Below are 20,440 nucleotides of genomic sequence, written 5' to 3' on the forward strand. Positions count from 1 at the left end.
CCGCGCTTCACTCCGGGCGCCGGCGCCGCGGGGGAGCGGCGGCACGGCGGCCCGCGACGCGCCGCGACGGCGGTTGTCGGATGATCGCCGCCCTCTCGCGTCATTACCCTCTTTGTCAACCCGCGCCTGCCCGGCTATGGGCAGGCGCTTATGCACGTTCACCCCCTGATCACCGACAGCGCGACGCTGGCCAATCTCTGCACCCGCCTCAGCGAGGCGCCGTACGTGATGGTCGACACCGAGTTCATGCGCGAGAGCACCTATTATCCGGAGCTCTGCCTGATTCAGATCGCCGACACCGAGGAGGCTGCCGCGATCGACCCGATGGCGCCGGGCATCGACCTCGCGCCCTTACTCGCGCTGCTGGTCGACAATGAGGACGTGCTCAAGGTCTTCCACGCCGGCGGGCAGGACATCGAGATCATCTACAATCTCACCGGCAAGACCCCGCACCCGCTGTTCGACACGCAGGTGGCGGCGATGGCGCTCGGCCAGGGCGAGCAGATCGGCTATTCCAACCTCGTCGACAGCTGGCTCGGCATATCGGTCGACAAGGGCGCGCGCTTCACCGACTGGGCACGCCGCCCGCTCGACGCGCGCCAGATCGAATATGCCATCGGCGACGTGACTCATCTCGCCAAGATCTTCCCCAAGATGCTCGAGCGGCTGCGCAAGACCGGGCGCGGGGCGTGGCTCGACCAGGAAATGGAGCGGCTCGCCGACCCCGCCAATTACGCCAACGACCCCGACGTGGCGTGGAAGCGTGTCCGCGTGTCGAGCCGCAAGCCCGAGGTGCTCGGCCGGCTCAAGGCGATCGCGCGCTGGCGCGAGCTGGAGGCGCAGGCCAAGGACCTCCCGCGCGGGCGCATCGTCAAGGACGAGACGATCGCCGATCTCGCCAGCCACCCGCCGCGCAAGCAGGTCGATCTCGCCAAGGTGCGCGGCCTGTCGCAGACCTGGGCGGGCAACGACATCGGCGCGCGGCTGATGGCGGCGATCGAGTCGGCGGGGCCGCTGCCCGACGCCGAACTGCCGCCACGCGAGGACCGCAAGCCGGGGCTCGGGCGCGAGGGCGCGTTGGTGGCGGACCTGCTCAAGCTGCTGCTCAAGATCCGCGCGCGCGACATCGACGTGGCGCCGCGGCTGCTCGCGCGCGGCGACGAGCTGGAGGCGCTGGCGGCGGGACAGCGCAACGGGCTGCAGATCCTGCAGGGCTGGCGCTACGACCAGTTCGGCCATGACGCGCTCGACCTGGTCGAGGGGCGGCTCGGCTTCGCGGTGCAGGGCGGCAAGCTCAAGATGACGCGGACGGAGGCGGCGGCATGAGCCGGGTGGCGGTCGTGTCGGTCGTGCTGATCGCGCTGGCGGGCTGCGCGCCCAAGGCGGCGGCGCCCGTCGCTGCGCCGCCGGTCGCGGGCGGCGAGGTGCCGGGCACGCGCTGCGACGCCGGCGCCGCGGCGGCGCTGGTCGGGCGCGCGGCGAATGCGTCGGCGGCGGAAGCGCAGCGGCTGAGCGGCGCGCGCACGGTGCGGCGCTACGCCACCGGCGACGCGCTGACGATGGATTATCGCGCCGACCGACTGAACGTGGAGACCGACGCGCGCGGGACGATCGTCAAGCTGAGCTGCGGCTGAGCGCTGCGGGCTGAGGATTGCGGGCTGCGGGCTAAGGGGAGAGCGCTGGCCGTCCCGCCCCGCTCCCGCTGCCGTCATCCCGGACTTGGTCCGGGATCCACCGTGCCGCGCACTTAGTGGCCGCTGGGTACGCGGACGGGTGGATCCTGAAACAAGTTCAGGATGACGGCAGTGGGTGGTGGGAGAAGGCGAAACGCGCCCACAGCCGCCCTCACCCCAGCCGCGGCTGCAACCCCAGCGCCTGCGCCAGCGCCTTGTGCCGCTTCTGCACCGTCTCGCCGTACAGCGCGGCGTCGTCGTCCGGCAGCGTCACCACCAGCTCCCCCGCCTCGACCCGCAGCGACGAGCGCGCCAGCGGCCCCGCCACGCCGCCGCTGAGCCGCTGCCCCAGCCGCATCGCGGTGCCCCACGCCGCCGCACGCTTCAGCGACGGCTCGTCCGCGAGCAGCGTCAGCGGCGGCGGCGGGGTGGCGGCGCCGCCCATGCCGGTCCACAGCGCCTGCCCCAGCATCGCGCGACCGCGCGCGTCGATCCCGACCCAATTGCCATGGAGCGCGATCTCGAGCCCGCGCTCGGCGCGGAAATCGGGGTTGGCGCGCCAGCCCACGTCGGCGAGGTGGCAGGCCGCGGTGCGCAGCCGCGCGTCGCCGGCGTCCTCGTCGGCGAAGAGCGGCGCGATCCAGGCGTCGAGCAGGTCGCCGTGCTCGGGAAAGCGCCCGCTCACGCGGCCCTCCTCGCGCGCCGCCACCACCAAGGGATCCAGCGCGCGCTCCTCGGTGCCGAGTTCGTCGTAGAGCAATCCCTCGCGCAGGCCATAGGCCGAGACGATCGTCTGCGTGCTCCCGAGGTGGCGCAGCACCGCGGCGAGCAGCGCCGCGGCGTCGCCCAGCGTCGGCACGCGCCCGCCCGAGATGCCGGGGATCTCGCGCAGTCGCGCCTTGTTGACGTGCGCCAGCGTGCGCCGCAGCCGCGCGATCGTGTCCGCCGACATGCCGTACTGATGGATCACCGGCAGCGGGTAATGCGTCACCACCATGTCGAGCCGCGCCAGCGACCGCCACGAGCCCCCGACGAGATAGAGCGGCGTCCCCCGCCCCGCCCCGGTCCAGCCGCCGGCGTCGAGCAGCGCGCCGACCTTCTTGTCGAGCTGGTTCTTCTCGCGCAGCGCGCCGATCCGCAGCACGCCGAGCGGGAAGGAGGCGCGCTCGTGCAGCGCGCCGCCGCGCACGCGCACCAGCTCGAGGCTGCCGCCGCCCAGATCGCCGACGATCCCGTCGGCGTCGGGGATGCCCGACAGTACGCCCAGGCCTGCCGCCTCGGCCTCCTTCTCGCCCGGCAAGGTCTCGACGCTGAGCCCGGCCGCCTCGGCCATCGCGATCAGCTCGGCGCCGTTCGCGGCGTCACGCACCGCCGCGGTCGCCACGGTGCGCAGCCGGGTCACCTCCATCTCGCGCGCCAGCCCGGCGAAGCGCTGGAGCGCGGTGCGCGCGGTCGCCATCGCCTGCGCGTCGATCGCGCCCGACTGCGCCAGGCTGCGCCCGAGCCCGGCGAGCACCTTCTCGTTGAACAGGATCGAGGGCAGCCGCGGCGGCCCCTGGTAGACCACGAGGCGGATCGAGTTGGACCCGATGTCGATGATGGCGGTGCGCGGCGGCTCATCACCGCCGACGTCCGGCGTGCGCCGCACCCGGCGCGTCGGCAACAGCCTCAACGCCGCCGCCTCAGCGACAGCACCGGCACCTCATCACCGTCGAGCGCCGCCCCGCGCCCCGACAAGGACGGATTGACCATGAAATAGCGGTGCAGGTTGAACGGCTTGTCCCCCGGCTCGACGCGCTCATAGCTGCCGTCGGGCTGGAGTTCCCAGCTCTGCTCATTGTCGATCAGATTGGCGACCATCACCTGGTCGAGCACCTGGTCGTGGACGGTCTCATTGTCGATCGGCAGCAGATATTCGACGCGGCGATCGAAGTTGCGCGGCATCCAGTCCGCCGACGAGATATAGACCAGCGCGTCGTCGTTGGGCAGCGCGGCGCCGTTGCCGAAGGCGGCGATGCGGCTGTGCTCGAGAAAGCGGCCGACCACCGACTTGACGCGGATGTTCTCGGACATGCCGGGCACGCGCGGCTTGAGGCAGCAGATGCCCCTGACGATCAGGTCGATCTCCACCCCGGCGTTGCTCGCCTCGTACAGCTTCTCGATGAGCGTGGGGTCGACCAGCGAGTTCATCTTGGCCCAGACCGCGGCGGGGCGGCCGGCACGCGCGTGCGCGATCTCGCCGTCGATGTCGCGCATCAGCCGCTCGCGCAGGTCGCGCGGGCTGAGCACCACCTTCTCCATGTCGCCCGGCTCGACATAGCCGGTGATGTAGTTGAACAGCCGCGCCGCGTCGCGCCCCACCCGCGGGTCGGCGGTGAAGAAGCTGAGGTCGGTGTAGATCCGGGCCGTCACCGGATGATAGTTGCCGGTGCCGAAATGGCAGTAGGTCCGGAACTTGCCGTTCTCGCGCCGCACCACCATCGCCACCTTGGCGTGCGTCTTCCAGTCGATGAAGCCGTAGACGACCTGCACGCCGGCGCGCTCCAGCGCGCTCGCCCATTGCAGGTTCTGTTCCTCGTCGAAGCGCGCCTTCAGCTCCACCACCGCGGTGACCGACTTGCCCGCCTCGGCCGCGGCGATCAGCGCGCTGATCACCGCCGACTGTTTGCCCGCGCGATACAACGTCTGCTTGATCGCGACCACGTCGGGGTCGTTCGCCGCCTGTTTGAGGAAGGCGAGCACCACGTCGAACGTCTCGTACGGGTGGTGGACGACGATGTCCTTGGAGCGGATCGCGGCGAAACAATCGCCGCCGAACTCGCGGATCCGCTCGGGGAAGCGCGGCGTGAAGGGGACGAACTTGAGGTCGGGCCGGTCCTCGTCGGCGAGCAGCGAGAGGTCGCCGATGCCGAGGAACGATCCCGTCTCGGTGACGATCGCGTCCGCGCCGCCGAGCTCGTCGCGCAGCACCGCGGCGAGCGTGTCGGGCATGCCGGTCTCCAGCTCGAGCCGGATCACGCGGCCGCGGCGCCGGCGCTTGATCGCGTTGGCGAAGTAGCGGACGAGGTCCTCCGCCTCCTCCTCGATCTCGATGTCGCTGTCGCGCAGCAGCCGGAATTCCGCGGCGCCGAGCACGTCGTAGCCGGGGAAGAGAGCGGGCGCGAAACGCTTGAGGATCGACTCGGTGGCGACGTAGCGCGCGCCCTCGCCGGGCACGCGGACGAAGCGCGGCATGCCGGGCGGCAGCATCACCAGCTCGCGGATCGGCTCCTGGTCCGAGCGGCGCACCAGGTCGAACATCAACGCCATGCCGCGATTGGGCAGGAAGGGGAACGGGTGCGCCGGATCGAGCGCCTGCGGCGTGATCACCGGGAAGAGCTGCTCGTGGAAATGCGTCTCGAGCCACGCCTGCTGCTCGCCGTCGAGCGCGGTGGCGAGCGAATGACTGCCGAGCACCGCGATGCCGGCCTCGGCGAGCTCGGCGCGGATGTCACGCCACACCGCCTGCTGGCTCGCCATCAGCGAGTCGGCCTCGTCGACGATCGCGCTGAGCTGCTGGCCCGGGGTGAGCCCGTCGGCCGAGCGCGCCTCGACGTCCTGGAGCTGCTGCCCCTTCAGTCCGGCGACGCGCACCATGAAGAATTCGTCGAGGTTCGCGCCCGAGATGGCGAGGAAGCGCAGCCGCTCGAGTAGAGGATGCGCGCGGTTGCAGGCCTCGTCGAGCACGCGCCGGTTGAACGACAGCCACGACAGCTCACGGTTGAAGTAGCGCCCGCCGTCGCGGTCCATGAAGGGATCGTCGAGCACGTCCTCGGCGTCGATGCGGGCGATGGTGGTCGGTCGGGTCATGGCTGGTCGCTCTGCGCGGTGAACGCCGCGTCGGACTGGAGGGTTTCGCGCGCCAGCGGGATCGACAGCCGGCGCCGACCCGCCAGTGCGGCGCGATCCAGTCTCTCTATAGCATCGATGACAGCGGCATGACTCCGTTCGACCCGCGCGGCGAGCCAGGCGATCAAGTCGGGTCGCGCGTCGAGGTGGCGCCGCGCGAAGCCGCGCTCGAGCAGCGCGCGCACCAGCGCGTCGTCGGGCGCGCCGATCGTCGCCGCGGGGCTCGCCGCGAGCCGCGTCCGCAAGTCGGGCAGCGCGATCGTCCAGGTCGGCGGCAGCTCGGCGACGAGGAGCAGCAACGGCCGACGCTCATCCTGCGCGCGGTTCCAGGCGTGGAACAACTCATCCTCGGGCGCACGCTCGGCGTCGTCGATCACCTGCGCGCCCGATCGCGCCGAGAAGATCGCGCCGAGCAGACTGCGCCCCGATCGCGGCGGTCCCGCGATGATCGCGCTGCGCACCGGCCAGGTCGCCCAGTGATCGAGCAGCCGCACCGCCGCGGCGTTCGAATCGGTGACGAGGAATTCCGCGTCGCGCGCGTCGGCGGGCAGCGCCAGCGGCAGCGCGAATTGGTTCATCCCCCCGGACCGCGGGAGGGCGCGGCGGCGGGCGGCGCAGCCCCGGGCGCGGCGGCCGCGGGAGCCGCACTCCCCGCGGGGGCGCGGCGGATGCGCAGCGTGGTGCCGCTGCCGAACACCTGCCAGCCCCGCGTCTCGAGCGCGGCGCGAAACGCCTCGGGCGTCCCGGTGAAGCTGACGTTCATCAGCGACACGCCTCCCAGCGCCAGGCTGGTCGTCGCCGCCGACGACACGCCCGGCACCCCGCGCAACGCCCCCTCCGTGCCCGTCACCGCGCCGGCATCGGGCGTGTCGAACTGCACGGTGATGCTGCTGTTCACCGCGGTCGGCACGCCGAGGTCGGCGAACGCGCCGGTCAGGTCGATCGGCGTCGGAGTCGCCTCCGGCATGATCGGGTTGAGCCCGCTGTCGGGATCGAGGTCACCCCCGCGCAGCGCCTCCTGATAGATCGAGTCGAGCCGCCGCACCGCCTCGTCGAGCAGCGCGGGGATGCCGCGCGCGCTGCCGACGCGAAGCGTGAAACTGCGGAGCAAGCGGTGATCGGGGCCATAACGCGCCTCGAACGTGCCCACCACCGGGCCGCCGGGCCATTGCCGGGTCAGCCGTGCCGTCGGCATCAGCACGTCGCTGGCGCCATATTGGTCGATCACGGTGCGCCACCAGCCGCGGTCGGGCCGTTCCGCCTGACCGAGGTTGAGCAACAACGGATCGGGGCCACTGCCGCTCGGCCGGACATAGTCGATCGTGCTGCCCCCGGTGCGGAAGCGCGCCCAGGCTTCCTGCCAGACGGTGCGCTGCTCGAACCCGGTGGCGACGCCGGTCGACCATTGCACCGGCACCACCACGAAGGGCGGCGAACGCTCGACATAGGCCGAGACGCCGAGCAGCGCCGCGGTGCGCGTGCGGTCGAACAGCAGGCCGAGCCGCGCGATATAGCGGTTGGGGCCGATCTGCTCCTGCTCGACGACGATGCTCGACACGATCGAGTCGAGCGCGCCGTCGGGCAGCGTCCGCTCGCCCGCGCCCAGTCGCCGCGCGAGCTGGGTGAAGCCCTTGCGCTGCGCCTCGCGCCAGCCGGCGAGCCGCGCCGCCTCGGCGTTCGCGCCGGTGACGTCGACGCGCAGGCCGCTCACCTCGAAATCGTTCGAGCTGTCGACCGCGGCGACGCCACGGTCGCCGCCCTCGATCTGCGCGACGACCGCGGCGGTGCCGAGCGCGGTCGCGGCCACGGCGGCGGTGAGGACGGGGAGGCGGCGCATGTCGCGCGTCTTTTGGCGAAGCAGGCGTGGAAATCCAAGCGCGATGTGGCTAGGCGCGTCGCCATGAGCAACGAAGGCTATACTTACGAGCAGGCGGGCGTCTCGATCGCCGCGGGCAACGCGCTGGTGCGCGCGATCGCGCCGCTGGCGCGTGCGACGCGTCGCCCCGGTGCGGACGCCGACCTGGGCGGGTTCGGCGGCTTCTTCGATCTGCGCGCGGCGGGCTTCACCGATCCGCTGCTCGTCGCCGCCAACGACGGGGTCGGCACCAAGCTGAAGCTCGCGATCGACTGGCAGCGCCACGAGGGCGTCGGCATCGACCTGGTCGCGATGTGCGTCAACGACCTCATCGTCCAGGGTGCGGAGCCGCTGTTCTTCCTCGACTATTACGCGACCGGTCGGCTCGACACCGCGGTCGCGGAGCGAGTCGTCGCCTCGATCGCGGAAGGGTGCCGCATCGCCGGTTGCGCGCTGATCGGCGGCGAGACCGCCGAGATGCCGGGCATGTACGCCGAGGGCGATTATGATCTGGCCGGCTTCTGCGTCGGCGCGGTGGAGCGCGGCGACGTGCTCACCGGCACGACCATCGCGCCGGGCGACGTCATCCTCGGGCTCGCCTCCTCGGGCGTCCATTCCAACGGCTTCTCGCTGGTGCGCCGCCTCGCCGCGGACAAGGGCTGGAAGCTCGACCGCCCGGCTTTGTTCGACCCCGACCGGCTGCTGGTGGACCATCTGATGGCGCCGACGCGGATCTATGTTTCCAGCCTGCTGCCACTGCTGCGCGCGCACCGGATCAAGGGGCTGGCGCATATCACCGGGGGCGGCCTGCTGGAGAACCTGCCGCGCGTGTTGCCCGCCGGAACGCACGCCGAGGTGGACGCGGACGCCTGGGAGCAGCCGCGGCTGATGGCGTTCCTCCAGGCGCAGGGCGGGATCGAGCCGGGCGAGATGGCGCGCACCTTCAACTGCGGGATCGGGATGGCGGTCGTCGTCGCGGCCGATGCCGCCGCACAAGTGGCCGACGCGCTCACCGCGGCGGGCGAGACCGTCCACCGGATCGGGCGAATCGTGGCGGGCGAGCGCGGCTGCACCGTCTCCGGCAGCGCCGAGACGTGGAGCGCGCGCACGCCCTGGACCGCGACTCACCACGCATGACCGCGCCGACTCGCGTCGCGGTGCTGATCTCGGGCCGCGGATCGAACATGCGCTCGCTCGTCGCTGCGGCGGGCGACGCTTATGCGATCGTGCTGGTCGCGTCGGACAAGCCCGACGCGGCCGGGCTCGACTGGGCGCGGGAACAGGGCCTCCCCACGTTCGCGCTCTCCCCGCGCGGCATCGGCAAGCCCGCCTATGAGGCGGCGCTCGACGCCGCGCTGCACGACGCGGGCACCGAGGTGATCGCGCTCGCGGGCTATATGCGGCTGCTGTCGGACTCGTTCGTCGCGCGCTGGCGCGGGCGGATCATCAACATCCACCCCTCCCTCCTGCCCAAGTACAAGGGGCTCGACACGCATGCCCGCGCGATCGCGGCGGGCGACGCGGTCGCGGGATGCTCGGTGCATGTCGTCACCGAGGAGCTCGACGGCGGTACCGTGCTCGGCCAGGCCGAGGTGCCGGTGCTGCCCGATGACACGCCAGACGCGTTGGCGACGCGCGTGCTCGCCGCCGAGCATCGCCTCTACCCCGCGGTGCTGACCCGATATGCACGCGGCCTGGCGCACCCGGGCTGAGCGTCGGTCAGGCGGCGCGCTGGAGCCGTGCGAAGCTGTCGAAGGTGGCGCGCACCGCGGGAGAGGCGGCGGCGACCAGCTCCTCGACCCGGCGGGTGAAGGCGGCGCCATCGGCACCCGGCACCCGCTCCGCCATCGCCCAGCCGCCGAACTCGCGCGCGGCGACCTCGCGACGCGACAGCACCACCAGCGCACGATGCCGCGGGTCGCGCGCGATCCGGGCATAGCTGCGCTCGACCATCGCCGTGTCACCCTCCAGCGCCTGGAGGAAGCGCCTGCCGTCGCAGAACAGCAGGCCGGTGATCCGGTCGCGCGTGTTGTTGGCGCGCGACACGTCGAGGATGGCGGCGGTATCGACGGCGGCGACGACGGTGCTGATATAAACCAGCTGCAACATGGCTGACTCCCTCACGAGCCCCCTATCTCCGCAATAAAGACTTCTTTTTGCTGAAGATTTCCGGTCCGCCCGATATGCTGGACAAGCACGGTGGCGCCGCGCTACTCAGGCCAGCGATGACCATGGCCCGCGGCCTCGCCCTGCTGCTTCGACTTACGCGCCCTTAGGCGCGTCACCGCTCGCGCGTTCGCCGCGCCGCGCCTAAGGGCTGGACCGTCCCCCCTTCCGCTCCTGTCGAGAGAGCCACCGTCATGCTGCGCGACCCCGCGACCAAATACCGCCCCTTCCCTCCCGTCGACCTGCCCGACCGGCGCTGGCCCTCGGCCACGATCACGCGCGCGCCGCGCTGGCTCTCCACCGACCTGCGCGACGGCAACCAGGCGCTGATCGATCCGATGGACGCCGAGAAGAAGACGCGCTTCTTCGACCTGCTGGTGAAGGTCGGGCTCAAGGAGATCGAGGTCGGCTTCCCCTCCGCCGGTGCGACCGAGTTCGACTTCATCTCGGGCCTGATCCGCGACGATCGCGTGCCCGAGGACGTGCAGATCCAGGTGCTCACCCAATCGCGCCGCGACCTGATCGAGCGCAGCTTCGCGAGCCTGGAGGGCGCGCACAGCGCGATCGTCCACCTCTACAATGCCGTCAGCCCGGCGTGGCGCAAGATCGTCTTCGGCATGACGCGCGACGAGGTGAAAAGGATCGCGGTGGAGGGCGCCAAGGTGCTCCGCGACGAGGCCGCCAAGCGCCCGAACACGCGCTGGCAGTTCGAATATTCGCCCGAGACCTTCTCCACCGCCGAGCTCGATTTCTCGCTCGAGGTCTGCGAGGCGGTCGCCGAGGTGCTGGCCCCGACGCCCGAGGCGCCGATCATCTTCAACCTGCCCGCCACGGTCGAGTGCGCGACCCCCAACGTCTATGCCGACCAGATCGAATGGTTCGCGCGCCACCTGCGCCAGCGCAACGCCGCGGTGATCTCGCTCCACACCCACAATGACCGCGGCACCGGCGTCGCCGCGGCCGAGCTCGGCATCATGGCGGGCGCCGACCGGGTCGAGGGCTGCCTGCTCGGCAACGGCGAGCGCACCGGCAACTGCGACCTCGTGACGGTCGCGCTCAACATGTACACGCAGGGTGTCGATCCCGGGCTCGACCTCTCCGACATCGACGCGATCGTGAAGACGGTGGAATATGCCACCAACATCCCGGTCCACCCACGCACGCCCTATGCCGGCGACCTCGTCTTCACCGCTTTCTCGGGCTCGCATCAGGACGCGATCAAGAAGGGCTTCGCCGCGCAGGCGACGCGCAACGACGGGCTGTGGGAAGTCCCCTATCTGCCGATCGACCCGGCCGACCTCGGGCGCAGCTACGAGGCGGTGATCCGCGTCAACTCGCAGTCGGGCAAGGGCGGCGTCGCCTGGGTGATCGAGCAGGACAAGGGGCTGCGGCTGCCCAAGCGGCTCCAGGCCGACTTCAGCCGCCACGTCCAGGCGCTGGCGGACGAGACCAGCCGCGAGCTCAACGCCGCCGATATCTGGGGCGCGTTCGACCGCGCCTATCTGCCGGGGGCGAGCGACCGCTTCGTGCTGCGCGACTATGACGAAAGCGGCGCCGCGGGCGAGCGCGTCTTCGTCGGCCGCATCGCCATCGACGGCGAGGAGCGCTCGCTGTCGGGTCGCGGCAACGGCCTGATCTCGGGCGTGATCGCGGCGCTGGCCGACAGCACCGGGCCGACGCTCGACGTCATCGACTATGCCGAGCACGCGATCGGCCACGGCGCCGGCGCGCAGGCCGCCGCCTATCTCGAGTGCCGCACCGCGGACGGCCGCACCGTCTGGGGCGTCGGCATCGACAGCGACATCGCCACCGCGAGCGTCCGCGCCGTGCTCTCCGCGGCGAACCGCGCGTGACGCGCCGCTACGCCGCCTTCCTGTTCGACATGGACGGGACGCTGATCAACTCGATCCCGTCCGCGATCCGCGCCTGGACCGCCTGGGCCGAGCGCAACGGTGTCGATGTCGACGAGCTGATGAAGGTGATGCACGGCGTGAAGGCGATCGAGACGATCCGTCGCTTCGCCCCGCCCGGGGTCGACCCGCAGCGCGAGTTCGAGCTGCTGCTCCAGGCCGAGATCGACGATGTCGCCGACGTGGTCGAGATCGCGGGGGCAGCGGCCTTCACCGCGGCACTGCCGCCGGAGCGCTGGGCGATCGTCACCTCGGCGCCGCGCTCGCTCGCCGAGGTCAGGCTCAAGGCGGCCGGCGTCACCCCGCCTGCGGTGATGGTCACCGCCGACGACGTCGAGCGCGGCAAGCCGGCACCCGACTGTTTCCTGCTCGCCGCCGAGCGGCTCGGCGTCGACCCGCGCGACTGTCTCGTCTGGGAGGACGCGCCCGCGGGCATCGCCGCGGCCGAGGCGGCGGGTGCCGACGTGATGGTGATCTCGGCGACGCACCATGAGCCGCTCGACACGCGCTGGCGCGCGATCGGGAGTTATGGGGAACTCACCGCGGCGTGGGAGGACGGCGCCCTCACGCTCGGCGATCCGGATCAGCGACCCGGCGTCGAATAAGCGGGCGGATCGCTGGCGGGGAAGGACTCGTCCGATGCCTCGTCGATCGCGTCCCAGTCGACCGTGCCGGGCTCGACCGGGGCCACGTGCTCGGTCGGACCGGCGGCACGCGGCCGCCGCGCCGGCCTGGGAAGAAGCTGACCGAGCAGGAAACCGATCGCGCCGGCGAGCAGCAGCGCGCGGGGATCGACGGTCGATCGCGTCGGAGCCGTGACGCGTCGGTCGCTGGCCGGAACTCGGCCGTCCGCCTCGACGTGGCTGACCCCCGATTGTTCGTCGACAACGAGTGACCTGCCGTCGCTCGACTCGACCTGCCGCAGGAAGCCGGTACCGCCGGGATCGGCATCTCCCTCACCGCGCATCCCGCTCGCGGGCGGACGCTGGTCCATCGCGGGATCGGGCGTACCGTAGAGGCGGAAACCCTCGCCACTCATGCGACGTCGCCGCGCGCCGGGATGATCTCATCGGTCATGATGCGCACCTCCTGTGCCGAAGAGATCAACGCCGTTCGGCGTCCGTCGTTCAGCTCGGATCGACTGACATGGATCATGGCGCGCGTGACGCGGGTTATATGACATGCCGATGACAGCGTCGTGCCGCGCTGCTAGAACTTAGGCATCGCGGTGGGATCGCGGTGGGGGCACGATCACGATGAAGGCGGTTGTCTCGGCTTCCGCACGACGGCGGCTCGACGGTGGAAACACGTTCGTCGCCTGCGGCGCCGCGCTGCTGCTCACCGCCGTCGCCGCGGCGGTGCGGCTGCTTCTGGATGATATCTTCCCGCCGGGCTTCCCCTTCGTCACCTTCTTCCCGGCGGTGATCCTGTCCTCCTTCCTGTTCGGATCCCGCGCGGGGATCGTCGCCGCGCTCGCGTGCGGGCTCACCGCCTGGTATCTGTTCATCCCACCGCTGATGAGCTTCCGGCTGGTCGGCGGAACATGGTTGGCCCTCGTCTTCTACGCGGCGGTGGCCGGCCTGGACATCGCGCTGATCCACTGGCTGCAGCGCGCCAATCGTCATCTCGAGCAAGAGCGCGAGCGCAGCCGCGCGCTGGCGGAGCGGAGCGACCTGCTGTTCCGCGAGCTACAGCACCGGGTCGCCAACAATCTCCAGATGGTGGGCGCGGTGCTGCACCATCACCGGCGCAGCGTCGACGATCCGGCCGCGCGCGCGGCGCTCAACGAGGCGGGAACCAAGCTCCAGCTGATCGGCCGGATCCAGCGCCAGCTCTACGACAGCGCGGGCGAGCCGGTCGCGCTCGACACCTTCCTCGCCGATCTGGTGGAGGACGTGATGGCGGCGGGAAGCAAGCCGGGGCTGCGCCACACCCTGCGGATCGAACCCGGTCTCACTTTGTCGCCCGACACCGCGATCCCGCTCGCGCTGATCCTTGCCGAGGGGATCGCCAACGCGATCGAGCACGGCTTCGCCGAGCGTGACCATGGATGCATCGCGGTGACGGTGACCCGCCACCACGACTCGCTCGCACTGGTGGTGGCGGACGACGGTGACGGCCTGTCCCCCGAGTTCGACCTGGATGCCGCGACCAGCCTCGGCCTCCGCGTCGCGCGTACGCTGGCACGCCAGATCGGCGGGACGCTGACGCTGTGCGACCAGCCGCGTGGCACGGCGCTGCGCCTGGTGATCCCCAGCGCGAGCGGGGCCGGCGCGGTTAGTTCAGCTTCTCCGGCGGCGTGACCGGCACCAGCAGCGGTGCGACGGGCACCCCCTCGTCGATCAGCGCGCCGACTTCGTCCGCGCTCGCCTGACCGTGGATCGGCGCGGCGGGCTTGTCGCCGCGATGGATCGCGCGGGCCTCATCGGCGAAGCCGTCGCCGACCCAGCGCGACCGGCGCAGCATCTCGGCCTGGATCGCGGCCAGCGCCGCGCGCGCGGTAACCGGACCGGAGCGTGTCACCGCGCGGTTGCCCTTCGCAGCGACATTCGGCGCCATGATCGACTTCTCGATCGCGTCGTCGCCGCAGGTCGGACAGGCGATCAGGCGCCGGGCGCGCTGTTCCTCGAACGCCGCGGAGGAGGCGAACCAGGCCTCGAAGACATGATCGCCGGCACAGCGCAGATCGAAAACGATCATCGCCCGCTCACGCCGCGAGCATCGGATCCAGCTCGCCGGCGCGATCGAGCGCGTGGAGATCGTCCGACCCGCCGACATGGACACCGTCGATGAAGATCTGCGGCACCGTCGACCGCCCGCTCGCGCGTCCGATCATCTCGGCGCGCTTGTCGCGCTGCAGACCGATGTCGGTCTCCTCCACCGTCACCCCCTTGCGCGCCAGCAGGTTCATCGCGCGCGCGCAATAGGGGCAGAACGCCTTGGTATATATCTCGACCCGTGCCATCCGGCCTAGGTGTGGGCTCGTCGCGCCGCTGTCAATCCGCGTGGTCGGCCAGTACGCGCGCCCAGACCAGCACGGTGACCGACCGCGCCCCGGCATCGAGCAGCGCGGCGGCACAGGCGTTCGCGGTCGCGCCGCTGGTGTAGACGTCATCGATCAGCACCACGCGCGCGTCGTGCAGCGCCGCGGGGCGGCGGACGCGAAACGCACCCGCGACCGCCTCGCGCCGCGCCGCTGGTCCGCGATCGCGCAACATGGGTGTCGCGCGATGGCGTTGCAGCAACAGCGCGTCGCTGGGCACCGCCACCAGCCGCGTCAGGGCGGTGGCGATCAGCGCCGCCTGGTTATAGCCGCGCGACCATAAGCGCCAGCGATGCAGCGGCACCGGGACGAGCAAGGTCGCGTCCGCTGGCATGAGTCGCGCCATCAGCCGCGCCGCCGTGCCCGCATAGGCCGCGCGACCACCGTGTTTGAGCCGCAGCACCAGCGTCCGGGCGACCGCGTCATAGGCGACCGCCGCGCGCACCCCTGCGTGGCGCGGCGGCGCCGCGGCACAGGCGGCGCAGAGCGCGCCCGGCCCGGCGTCGAGGACGAACGGCAGGTTGCACCCCGCGCACCATGGCTCGCCGAGGAAGCGCAATTGCCCCCAGCACGCCGCGCAGAAGCGCCCCTGCGCGAGCACGACCGCGCCGCAGCCGGGACAGCGTGGCGGCAGCACCGCGTCGATCAGTCGCCCCAACACACCGCGCTTGTGGGATGCGGCGCGAGCGGGCACAAGCCGGCCTCCGACCCATGCAGCCACCCGAGATCTTCGCTCGCCGCGCGCGGCGCCAACGGCGGGACCGTGCCGTGGCCGGTTACCCGGCACACGACTTCCTGCGTGCCGCCATGCTCGACGGGATCGCCGATCGGCTCGACGCGGTGAAGCGCGACTTCACCGATGTGCTCGATCTCGGCTGCCACGCGGGCCGCTTCGTCGCGCCGCCGGGCGCGCGGGTGGCGCGGCTGGACCCCGGCTTCGGTTTCGCGCGCGCGGCCGGCGGGGTGCAGGCGGACGAGGATCGCTTGCCCTTCGCCGATGCGGCCTTCGACCTCGTCGTCGCCGCAGGCACGCTCGACAGCGTCAACGATCTGCCCGGCGCGCTCGCGTTGATCCGTCGCGCACTACGCCCGGACGGGCTGTTTCTCGGCGCCTTCGTCGGCGGCAACAGCCTGTCCGCGCTGCGCGCCGCGCTGCGTGGCGCGGAGGAGCCAGCGGTCGCCCGGCTTCACCCGCAGATCGACGTGCGCTCCGCCGGGGACCTGCTCGTCCGCGCGGGCTTCACCCTGCCCGTGGCCGATGTCGAGACGCTCGACGTGCGCTACCCGGGGCTGGGGCGGCTGCTCGACGATCTGCGCGGCATGGCGGCGAGCAACCTGCTGGTGGACCGTCACCCGCTCGCGCGCGAGGCGCTCGCGCGGGCGGCGGCGGCCTTCGCGGCACGCGCCGAGAAGGACGGGCGCGTCCGCGAGCGCTTCGATCTGATATTCCTCACCGGCTGGTCACCCTCCCCCGACCAGCCCAAGCCGGCACGGCGCGGCAGCGCCGGCGCGTCGCTGGCGGCGGCGTTGCGCGGCGGGGGCGATTAGACAGCGGGTAGCGGCTTCGCGTCGCGGCCGCGCCGGATCGATCGACATCCGATGACGCAGCCGGTCAGATCAGCTCGTCGTCGTCCCCGTCGGCGAGCAGCCGCCCCATCGAGTCGAACAAAGCGTCCATCGCCACGGGCTTGAAGATCACGTCGTCCGCACCCGCCTCCAGGCAGCGCTGACGCAGGTCGACCGCGGTGTCCGCGGTGACGACGATGATCGGCAGGCGCGCCTTGAGGTCGTGGCGCGCGCGGATGTGGCGGATCGCAGTGATCCCATCCATGCCCGGCATGCGCAGATCGACCAGGATCACGTCGAAGTCGCCGCGATCGATCAGCTCGAGGCCCAGCTCGGCGCTCTCCGCCTCGACCATCGCGACACCCGCGACATCGAGCATGTCTCGGACGACGCGCCGATTCATCCGGTCGTCCTCGATGAACAGGGCCGTGAGTGCCGTCACTACCGCTCTGCCCCCCCATGGCACCGCGATCCGGATCGTCGCTTCAACATCATCTACCACATCACGCCGCGTCGCGCACCGTCGCGCTCGGCAAGGCGCGCACTGCCGCGACCAACGCGCTCTTGGCTATAGGCTTCTCGATAACCTGGGTGATTGACGGCGTCTGCCAATCGATTCGGCGCACGGTCGTGTCGGCCGACATCAGCATCGCGATCGGCGCTCGTGTGGCGGCCGCGAGCGCGGCGAGCTGTTCGCCGCCGGTGGTAGGATCGAGCGAGCCGGCATCGACCAGCACCCGCTCCGGCCGTGCGCGCTCCGCCACCGCGGGCGCCTCCGCGGCATCGGCGAAGGCGACCGTACCGATCGGCTCGAACAACGCCTTGTACATCGCCCGGGTGATCGGATTGCGCTCGATCACCAGCAGCGCGAGCGCGGCGCGCTCCGGCTCGGCCCCCTCTGCCGGGACGCACGGCAGATCGAGGACGAAGGTAGCCCCTTCTCCGAGGCGGCTCGCCACGGTGACATCGCCCCCCATCGCCCGCGCCAGGTTCCGGCAGATCGACAATCCCAGCCCCGTGCCGCCGAACTGCCGCGTCGTTCCCGCATCGGCCTGGCGGAACGACTCGAAGATCAGCTGATGGACGTTCTCCGCGATGCCGATCCCGGTATCCGCGACGGTAATGCGAAACCGCCCGTCCTTCGCCGAGGCCTCGAGGCGGACCGTCCCCGCCGGCGTGAACTTCACCGCATTCGACAGGAGATTGAACACGATCTGCCGCAGCCGCGCCGAGTCGCCCTTGATCCAGCGCGGCACGTCATCGATCGCGGTCGCGAAGGTGAGCCCCTTGGCGTTCGCGGGATCGCGCCACAGCCGTGCCGATTCATCGAGCAACAGCCGCAGGTCGAGCGGTGCGGTCTCGATCGTCATCCGACCGGTCTCGATCTTGGCGACGTCGAGGATGTCGTCGACCAGCGCGCGCATCGTCGTGCCGGCGCCATGGACGACACCGAGCCGGTCGCGCGTCACGCCGTCCAGCGTCGGATCCGCCATCATCACCTGGGTCATGCCAAGGATGCCGTTGAGCGGGGTGCGGATCTCATGGCTGGTGGTGGCGAGGAACTCGGTCTTGGCGCGCAGCGCCTTCGCCAGCTCGCTGTTGCTGGCGGCGAGTTCCTCGTTGGCGGCGCGCACCTCGTTGCGGCTGCGACGGATCGTGAACAGCCCGATGCCGAGCAGCGTGATGATCAGCACCGTGCTCGCCACCGTCCCGTACAGGATCAACCGCTGGCTCCGCGCGGTGGCACGCTCGAACGCGACGGTCTTGGCGAGGTCCGCCGCCTTCAACCGCGCGATCCGCAACTCCTGATTGGCATAATCGAAGCGCGCGGCCGCCAGCGCCGCGCTGTTCGAGCGCGCGATCTCGGTGGCCTGGTCGTCGAGCCGCTTGACCGCGCGCAGGTGACGCAGCGCCGCGGCGTCGTCTCCCCCGGCGGCGTAGATGCGATAGGCGATGTCGTGGACGTCGCGGTCGGCGATCAGCGTGCGCGCGAGATCGACCCCGGCGAAGCGCTGCTCGATCAGCGCGCGCGCGCGCGCCGGGTCACCCGCCTGGAGCGCGGCGTCGGCGGCGAGCGCCAGCAGCTGCGGGCGCTGCACCGCGACACTCTCCTGCTGGGTCAGCGCGAGCCCGCGCCGGATGCTCTCGGCGGCGCGGCTGGTCTGGCCGAGCCGAAGCTGCGCCTCGGCGACACTGCTCAGCGCCTGCGCGAGCGCCAGCGGACTGCGAACCGCCGCGGCGGCGCGAAGCGCGCGCCGGAACGAGGCCTCCGCCTCGCCGAACCGCCCCAGCGCGGACAATGCCTGCCCGCGACCATTCTCGATCGCAACCGTCAGGCCGGGATCGTCGGCGTACCGGTCCGACGCCTCGGAGAAATAGCGCAGCGACGTCGCATAATCGCCCGCGCTCCGGTACAATAGAGCGATGAGTGTCAGCGCCTTGGCCTGACTGCGCTGGTCACCCAGCGCGACGAACCGGTCATGGGCGCGCTGCAAGGCGGTGAGCGCCTCGGTGATGCGCCCGGCGTCGGTGAGCGCGCTGCCCTGCGACAACAGGATGTCCGCCGCGAGCCGCGACTGGTCGCCCGCGGCGCGGGCCTGACGCTGCGCCACGCTCAGCAACCCGAGCGCGCGGCGCGGCTGCCCGATCCGCGTATATGCCTCCGCCTCGAGCCAGCTGAGCGTGGCGGCGCGGTTCCATTCGGCGGGCCGGCGCGGCGACGGCGCGGCGGCGCGCGCCCGTTCCGCGAGGGTGATCGCGCCGCGCGGGTCGACGAGCATCTGCTCGCGGATCTGGTCCACCACGGCAACCTTGCCGCCCGGCGCCGCCTGCGCGGTGAGCGGCGACCATGATGCGGCGACGAAGACGATAACGGCGGCAAACCGCCGGATCAGGCGCGCTTCCACGTCGCGCTCAGTCGGGTGAAGGACGCGCGCGTGTCCGCCGACGCGCGATGATGCCGCTCCTCCGAGAGGAAACCGGCGAGCGTCTCGAGCTCGACCGGCCGACTGAGCACATAGCCCTGCACCATGTCGCAGCCCATCACCGACAATAACGCGAGCGCCGCGTGCGACTCGACGCCCTCGGCGACCACCTCCATGTCGAGCGCATGCGCCAGGTCGATCGTCGAGCGCACGATCAGCGGATCGCGATGCGAGCTGGTGATCCCGGTGATGAAGAGCTTGTCGATCTTGAGCTCGCGCGCGGGCAGCTGCTTGAGATAGGCGAGGCTCGACAGCCCGGCGCCGTAATCGTCGATCGACACGGTGATCCCGATCGAGTCGAATCGCTGGAGGTTGGCGATCGCGCGCTCGGGATCGCGGATCACCGCGGTCTCGGTGATCTCGAAGCCGAGCCGCGCATCGGGCGCGGCGGCGATATAGCCACACACCGCCTCGGCGAAGGCAGCGTCGGCGAGCACCTGGCCCGAGATGTTGATGAACAAGCGGACGTCATGGCCGAGCCGCCGCAACCGCCGCTGGTCCTGGATCGCGCGGCGCACGGTCCACAAGGTGAGCGGCCCGACGCGGCGCCCTTCCTCGGCCGCGGGGATGAAATCGGCCGGCAGGATCAGCCCGCGGCGGGGGTGACGCCAGCGGATCAGCGCCTCGGCGCTCTTGATCTCCTGTTGGCGGACGTGGAGCTTGGGCTGGTAGAACAGCTCCATCTCGTCCTCGGCCAGCGCGCGATCGAGCTCGCTGGCCAGATCCTCGCCGGCGACGAGCGGCGGGCCGACGCTATGCGCCGCCTGTGCGGCCAGCGCCTGCGCCAGCGAGGCCTCGGCTGCCTCGGCGAGCGTCACGTCGCCCACGTCAGTCTCGCCGATCGCGACGCCGATCGCCCAGCCATGCGCGGCGACGCGATCGGCTCCCGCCGCCGTCGGATCGAAGAAGGACCGCACTCCCGCCGCAACATGCTCCACCTCGTCGAACGCGCCACTGCAGTCCACCTGCACCACGTCCTGCCCCACCGACCCGACCCGCGCCAGCGGCAACGCCGCCGCGAGCCGAGCCGCCGCACCGGGCACCAGATCGCCCGCGGCGGCGACGCCGAGGCTGCGCCGCACGGCGGCATAGTCCCGGAGCCGCGCGAGCAGCTGGATCCGCCCCGTGCGTAGCACGTCCGCGGTGCCGCCGTCGCGCCGCGCGTCACCGTGCGGCCGGGGCGGCCAAGGAAGAGGCTGAGTGGCCATCGCGCGCCCACTCTAGAAAGCCGATCTTAAAGATTGACTTAAGTACGTCCCACTTTGGGTTAACCTCTGGTTAACGACATTGAGAAGTGGTGAAAAAAGCGTTACTGGCGCGTTACCCTTCGGGGGGGTTGAGCAAGATATAGGGAG

Annotated in this window: 20 protein-coding genes; 8 read left to right on the top strand and 12 right to left on the bottom strand. The window is 71.3% G+C overall.

Annotated elements, in window-relative coordinates; genetic code table 11:
- Window positions 1–150 precede the first annotated feature (150 nt).
- Both rnd and EV292_RS04915 read left to right on the top strand, forming a co-directional pair.
- Window positions 151–1,326, top strand: coding sequence for a ribonuclease D (rnd, locus tag EV292_RS04910; RefSeq protein WP_132907997.1), 1,176 nt, complete (start codon window positions 151–153; stop codon window positions 1,324–1,326).
- On the top strand, window positions 1,323–1,634 hold the full coding sequence (locus tag EV292_RS04915; RefSeq protein ID WP_132907998.1) for an I78 family peptidase inhibitor: 312 nt from the start codon (window positions 1,323–1,325) through the stop codon (window positions 1,632–1,634). Before rnd ends, EV292_RS04915 begins: the two co-directional genes overlap by 4 nt.
- A gap of 211 nt (window positions 1,635–1,845) precedes the next feature.
- Here the strand turns inward: EV292_RS04915 and EV292_RS04920 are convergent, their stop codons facing one another.
- The 4 genes from EV292_RS04920 to EV292_RS04935 are packed head-to-tail and all read right to left on the bottom strand — an operon-like array spanning window position 1,846 to window position 7,398.
- A complete protein-coding gene (locus tag EV292_RS04920; RefSeq protein ID WP_207913360.1) occupies window positions 1,846–3,336 on the bottom strand; it encodes a Ppx/GppA family phosphatase in 1,491 nt (496 codons plus the stop codon).
- A 5-nt stretch (window positions 3,337–3,341) separates the two neighbouring features.
- On the bottom strand, window positions 3,342–5,462 hold the full coding sequence (locus tag EV292_RS04925; protein WP_243693632.1) for an RNA degradosome polyphosphate kinase: 2,121 nt from the start codon (window positions 5,460–5,462) through the stop codon (window positions 3,342–3,344).
- Between the two features lie 56 nt (window positions 5,463–5,518).
- Window positions 5,519–6,139 (bottom strand): chromosomal replication initiator DnaA, encoded by a 621-nt coding sequence (locus tag EV292_RS04930; protein WP_132908000.1) that lies wholly within the window; start codon window positions 6,137–6,139, stop codon window positions 5,519–5,521.
- Complete coding sequence (locus EV292_RS04935) at window positions 6,136–7,398, bottom strand: heavy-metal-associated domain-containing protein (protein ID WP_243693599.1); 1,263 nt, start codon at window positions 7,396–7,398, stop codon at window positions 6,136–6,138. Before EV292_RS04935 ends, EV292_RS04930 begins: the two co-directional genes overlap by 4 nt.
- 63 nt (window positions 7,399–7,461) lie before the next feature.
- Here EV292_RS04935 and purM point away from each other — a divergent pair, with 63 nt between their 5' ends.
- Window positions 7,462–8,553 carry a phosphoribosylformylglycinamidine cyclo-ligase gene (purM, locus tag EV292_RS04940; RefSeq protein ID WP_132908001.1) on the top strand — a complete coding sequence of 364 codons (1,092 nt, stop codon included), beginning with the start codon at window positions 7,462–7,464 and terminating at the stop codon, window positions 8,551–8,553.
- Window positions 8,550–9,128 (top strand): phosphoribosylglycinamide formyltransferase, encoded by a 579-nt coding sequence (gene purN / locus EV292_RS04945; RefSeq protein ID WP_132908002.1) that lies wholly within the window; start codon window positions 8,550–8,552, stop codon window positions 9,126–9,128. The genes purM and purN overlap by 4 nt, the downstream gene beginning before the upstream one ends.
- A gap of 7 nt (window positions 9,129–9,135) precedes the next feature.
- On the opposite strand, the gene EV292_RS04950 is transcribed toward purN, so the two are convergent.
- Window positions 9,136–9,525 (bottom strand): BLUF domain-containing protein, encoded by a 390-nt coding sequence (locus tag EV292_RS04950; protein WP_132908003.1) that lies wholly within the window; start codon window positions 9,523–9,525, stop codon window positions 9,136–9,138.
- Window positions 9,526–9,776: 251 nt separating this feature from the next.
- Here EV292_RS04950 and leuA point away from each other — a divergent pair, with 251 nt between their 5' ends.
- Complete coding sequence (gene leuA / locus EV292_RS04955) at window positions 9,777–11,435, top strand: 2-isopropylmalate synthase (RefSeq protein WP_132908004.1); 1,659 nt, start codon at window positions 9,777–9,779, stop codon at window positions 11,433–11,435.
- The gene (locus tag EV292_RS04960) at window positions 11,432–12,097 is read left to right on the top strand and encodes an HAD-IA family hydrolase (RefSeq protein WP_243693600.1); all 666 of its coding nucleotides are present in this window, start codon (window positions 11,432–11,434) and stop codon (window positions 12,095–12,097) included. Before leuA ends, EV292_RS04960 begins: the two co-directional genes overlap by 4 nt.
- Here EV292_RS04960 and EV292_RS04965 read toward each other — a convergent pair.
- Window positions 12,076–12,531, bottom strand: a complete 456-nt coding sequence (locus tag EV292_RS04965) for a hypothetical protein (RefSeq protein WP_132908005.1) — start codon at window positions 12,529–12,531, stop codon at window positions 12,076–12,078. The two genes, EV292_RS04960 and EV292_RS04965, sit on opposite strands and share 22 nt — an antisense overlap.
- 217 nt (window positions 12,532–12,748) lie before the next feature.
- Between EV292_RS04965 and EV292_RS04970 the strand changes: the two genes are divergently transcribed.
- On the top strand, window positions 12,749–13,795 hold the full coding sequence (locus EV292_RS04970; protein WP_132908006.1) for a DUF4118 domain-containing protein: 1,047 nt from the start codon (window positions 12,749–12,751) through the stop codon (window positions 13,793–13,795).
- Here the strand turns inward: EV292_RS04970 and EV292_RS04975 are convergent.
- Genes EV292_RS04975 through EV292_RS04985 form a run of 3 tightly spaced genes read right to left on the bottom strand, consistent with a single transcriptional unit; the run spans window position 13,770 to window position 15,193 of the window.
- On the bottom strand, window positions 13,770–14,192 hold the full coding sequence (locus EV292_RS04975; protein ID WP_132908007.1) for a DUF1178 family protein: 423 nt from the start codon (window positions 14,190–14,192) through the stop codon (window positions 13,770–13,772). The two genes, EV292_RS04970 and EV292_RS04975, sit on opposite strands and share 26 nt — an antisense overlap.
- 7 nt (window positions 14,193–14,199) lie before the next feature.
- A complete protein-coding gene (grxC, locus tag EV292_RS04980) occupies window positions 14,200–14,457 on the bottom strand; it encodes a glutaredoxin 3 (protein ID WP_132908008.1) in 258 nt (85 codons plus the stop codon).
- Window positions 14,458–14,488: 31 nt separating this feature from the next.
- Complete coding sequence (locus EV292_RS04985; RefSeq protein WP_243693601.1) at window positions 14,489–15,193, bottom strand: double zinc ribbon domain-containing protein; 705 nt, start codon at window positions 15,191–15,193, stop codon at window positions 14,489–14,491.
- 53 nt (window positions 15,194–15,246) lie between these two features.
- Between EV292_RS04985 and EV292_RS04990 the strand changes: the two genes are divergently transcribed.
- The gene (locus EV292_RS04990; RefSeq protein WP_132908010.1) at window positions 15,247–16,083 is read left to right on the top strand and encodes a class I SAM-dependent methyltransferase; all 837 of its coding nucleotides are present in this window, start codon (window positions 15,247–15,249) and stop codon (window positions 16,081–16,083) included.
- Window positions 16,084–16,147: 64 nt separating this feature from the next.
- Here EV292_RS04990 and EV292_RS04995 read toward each other — a convergent pair whose 3' ends face one another.
- From EV292_RS04995 to EV292_RS05005, 3 genes are all read right to left on the bottom strand, one after another.
- Window positions 16,148–16,543: a response regulator gene (locus EV292_RS04995; protein WP_279432401.1), complete on the bottom strand. Its 396-nt coding sequence runs from the start codon at window positions 16,541–16,543 to the stop codon at window positions 16,148–16,150.
- Window positions 16,544–16,604: 61 nt separating this feature from the next.
- Window positions 16,605–19,007 carry an ATP-binding protein gene (locus EV292_RS05000; RefSeq protein WP_132908012.1) on the bottom strand — a complete coding sequence of 801 codons (2,403 nt, stop codon included), beginning with the start codon at window positions 19,005–19,007 and terminating at the stop codon, window positions 16,605–16,607.
- Window positions 18,992–20,293: an EAL domain-containing protein gene (locus EV292_RS05005; RefSeq protein ID WP_132908013.1), complete on the bottom strand. Its 1,302-nt coding sequence runs from the start codon at window positions 20,291–20,293 to the stop codon at window positions 18,992–18,994. Before EV292_RS05005 ends, EV292_RS05000 begins: the two co-directional genes overlap by 16 nt.
- Window positions 20,294–20,440 lie beyond the last annotated feature (147 nt).

Source organism: Sphingomonas sp. BK235, assembly GCF_004345855.1.
Taxonomy (GTDB): domain Bacteria; phylum Pseudomonadota; class Alphaproteobacteria; order Sphingomonadales; family Sphingomonadaceae; genus Sphingomonas.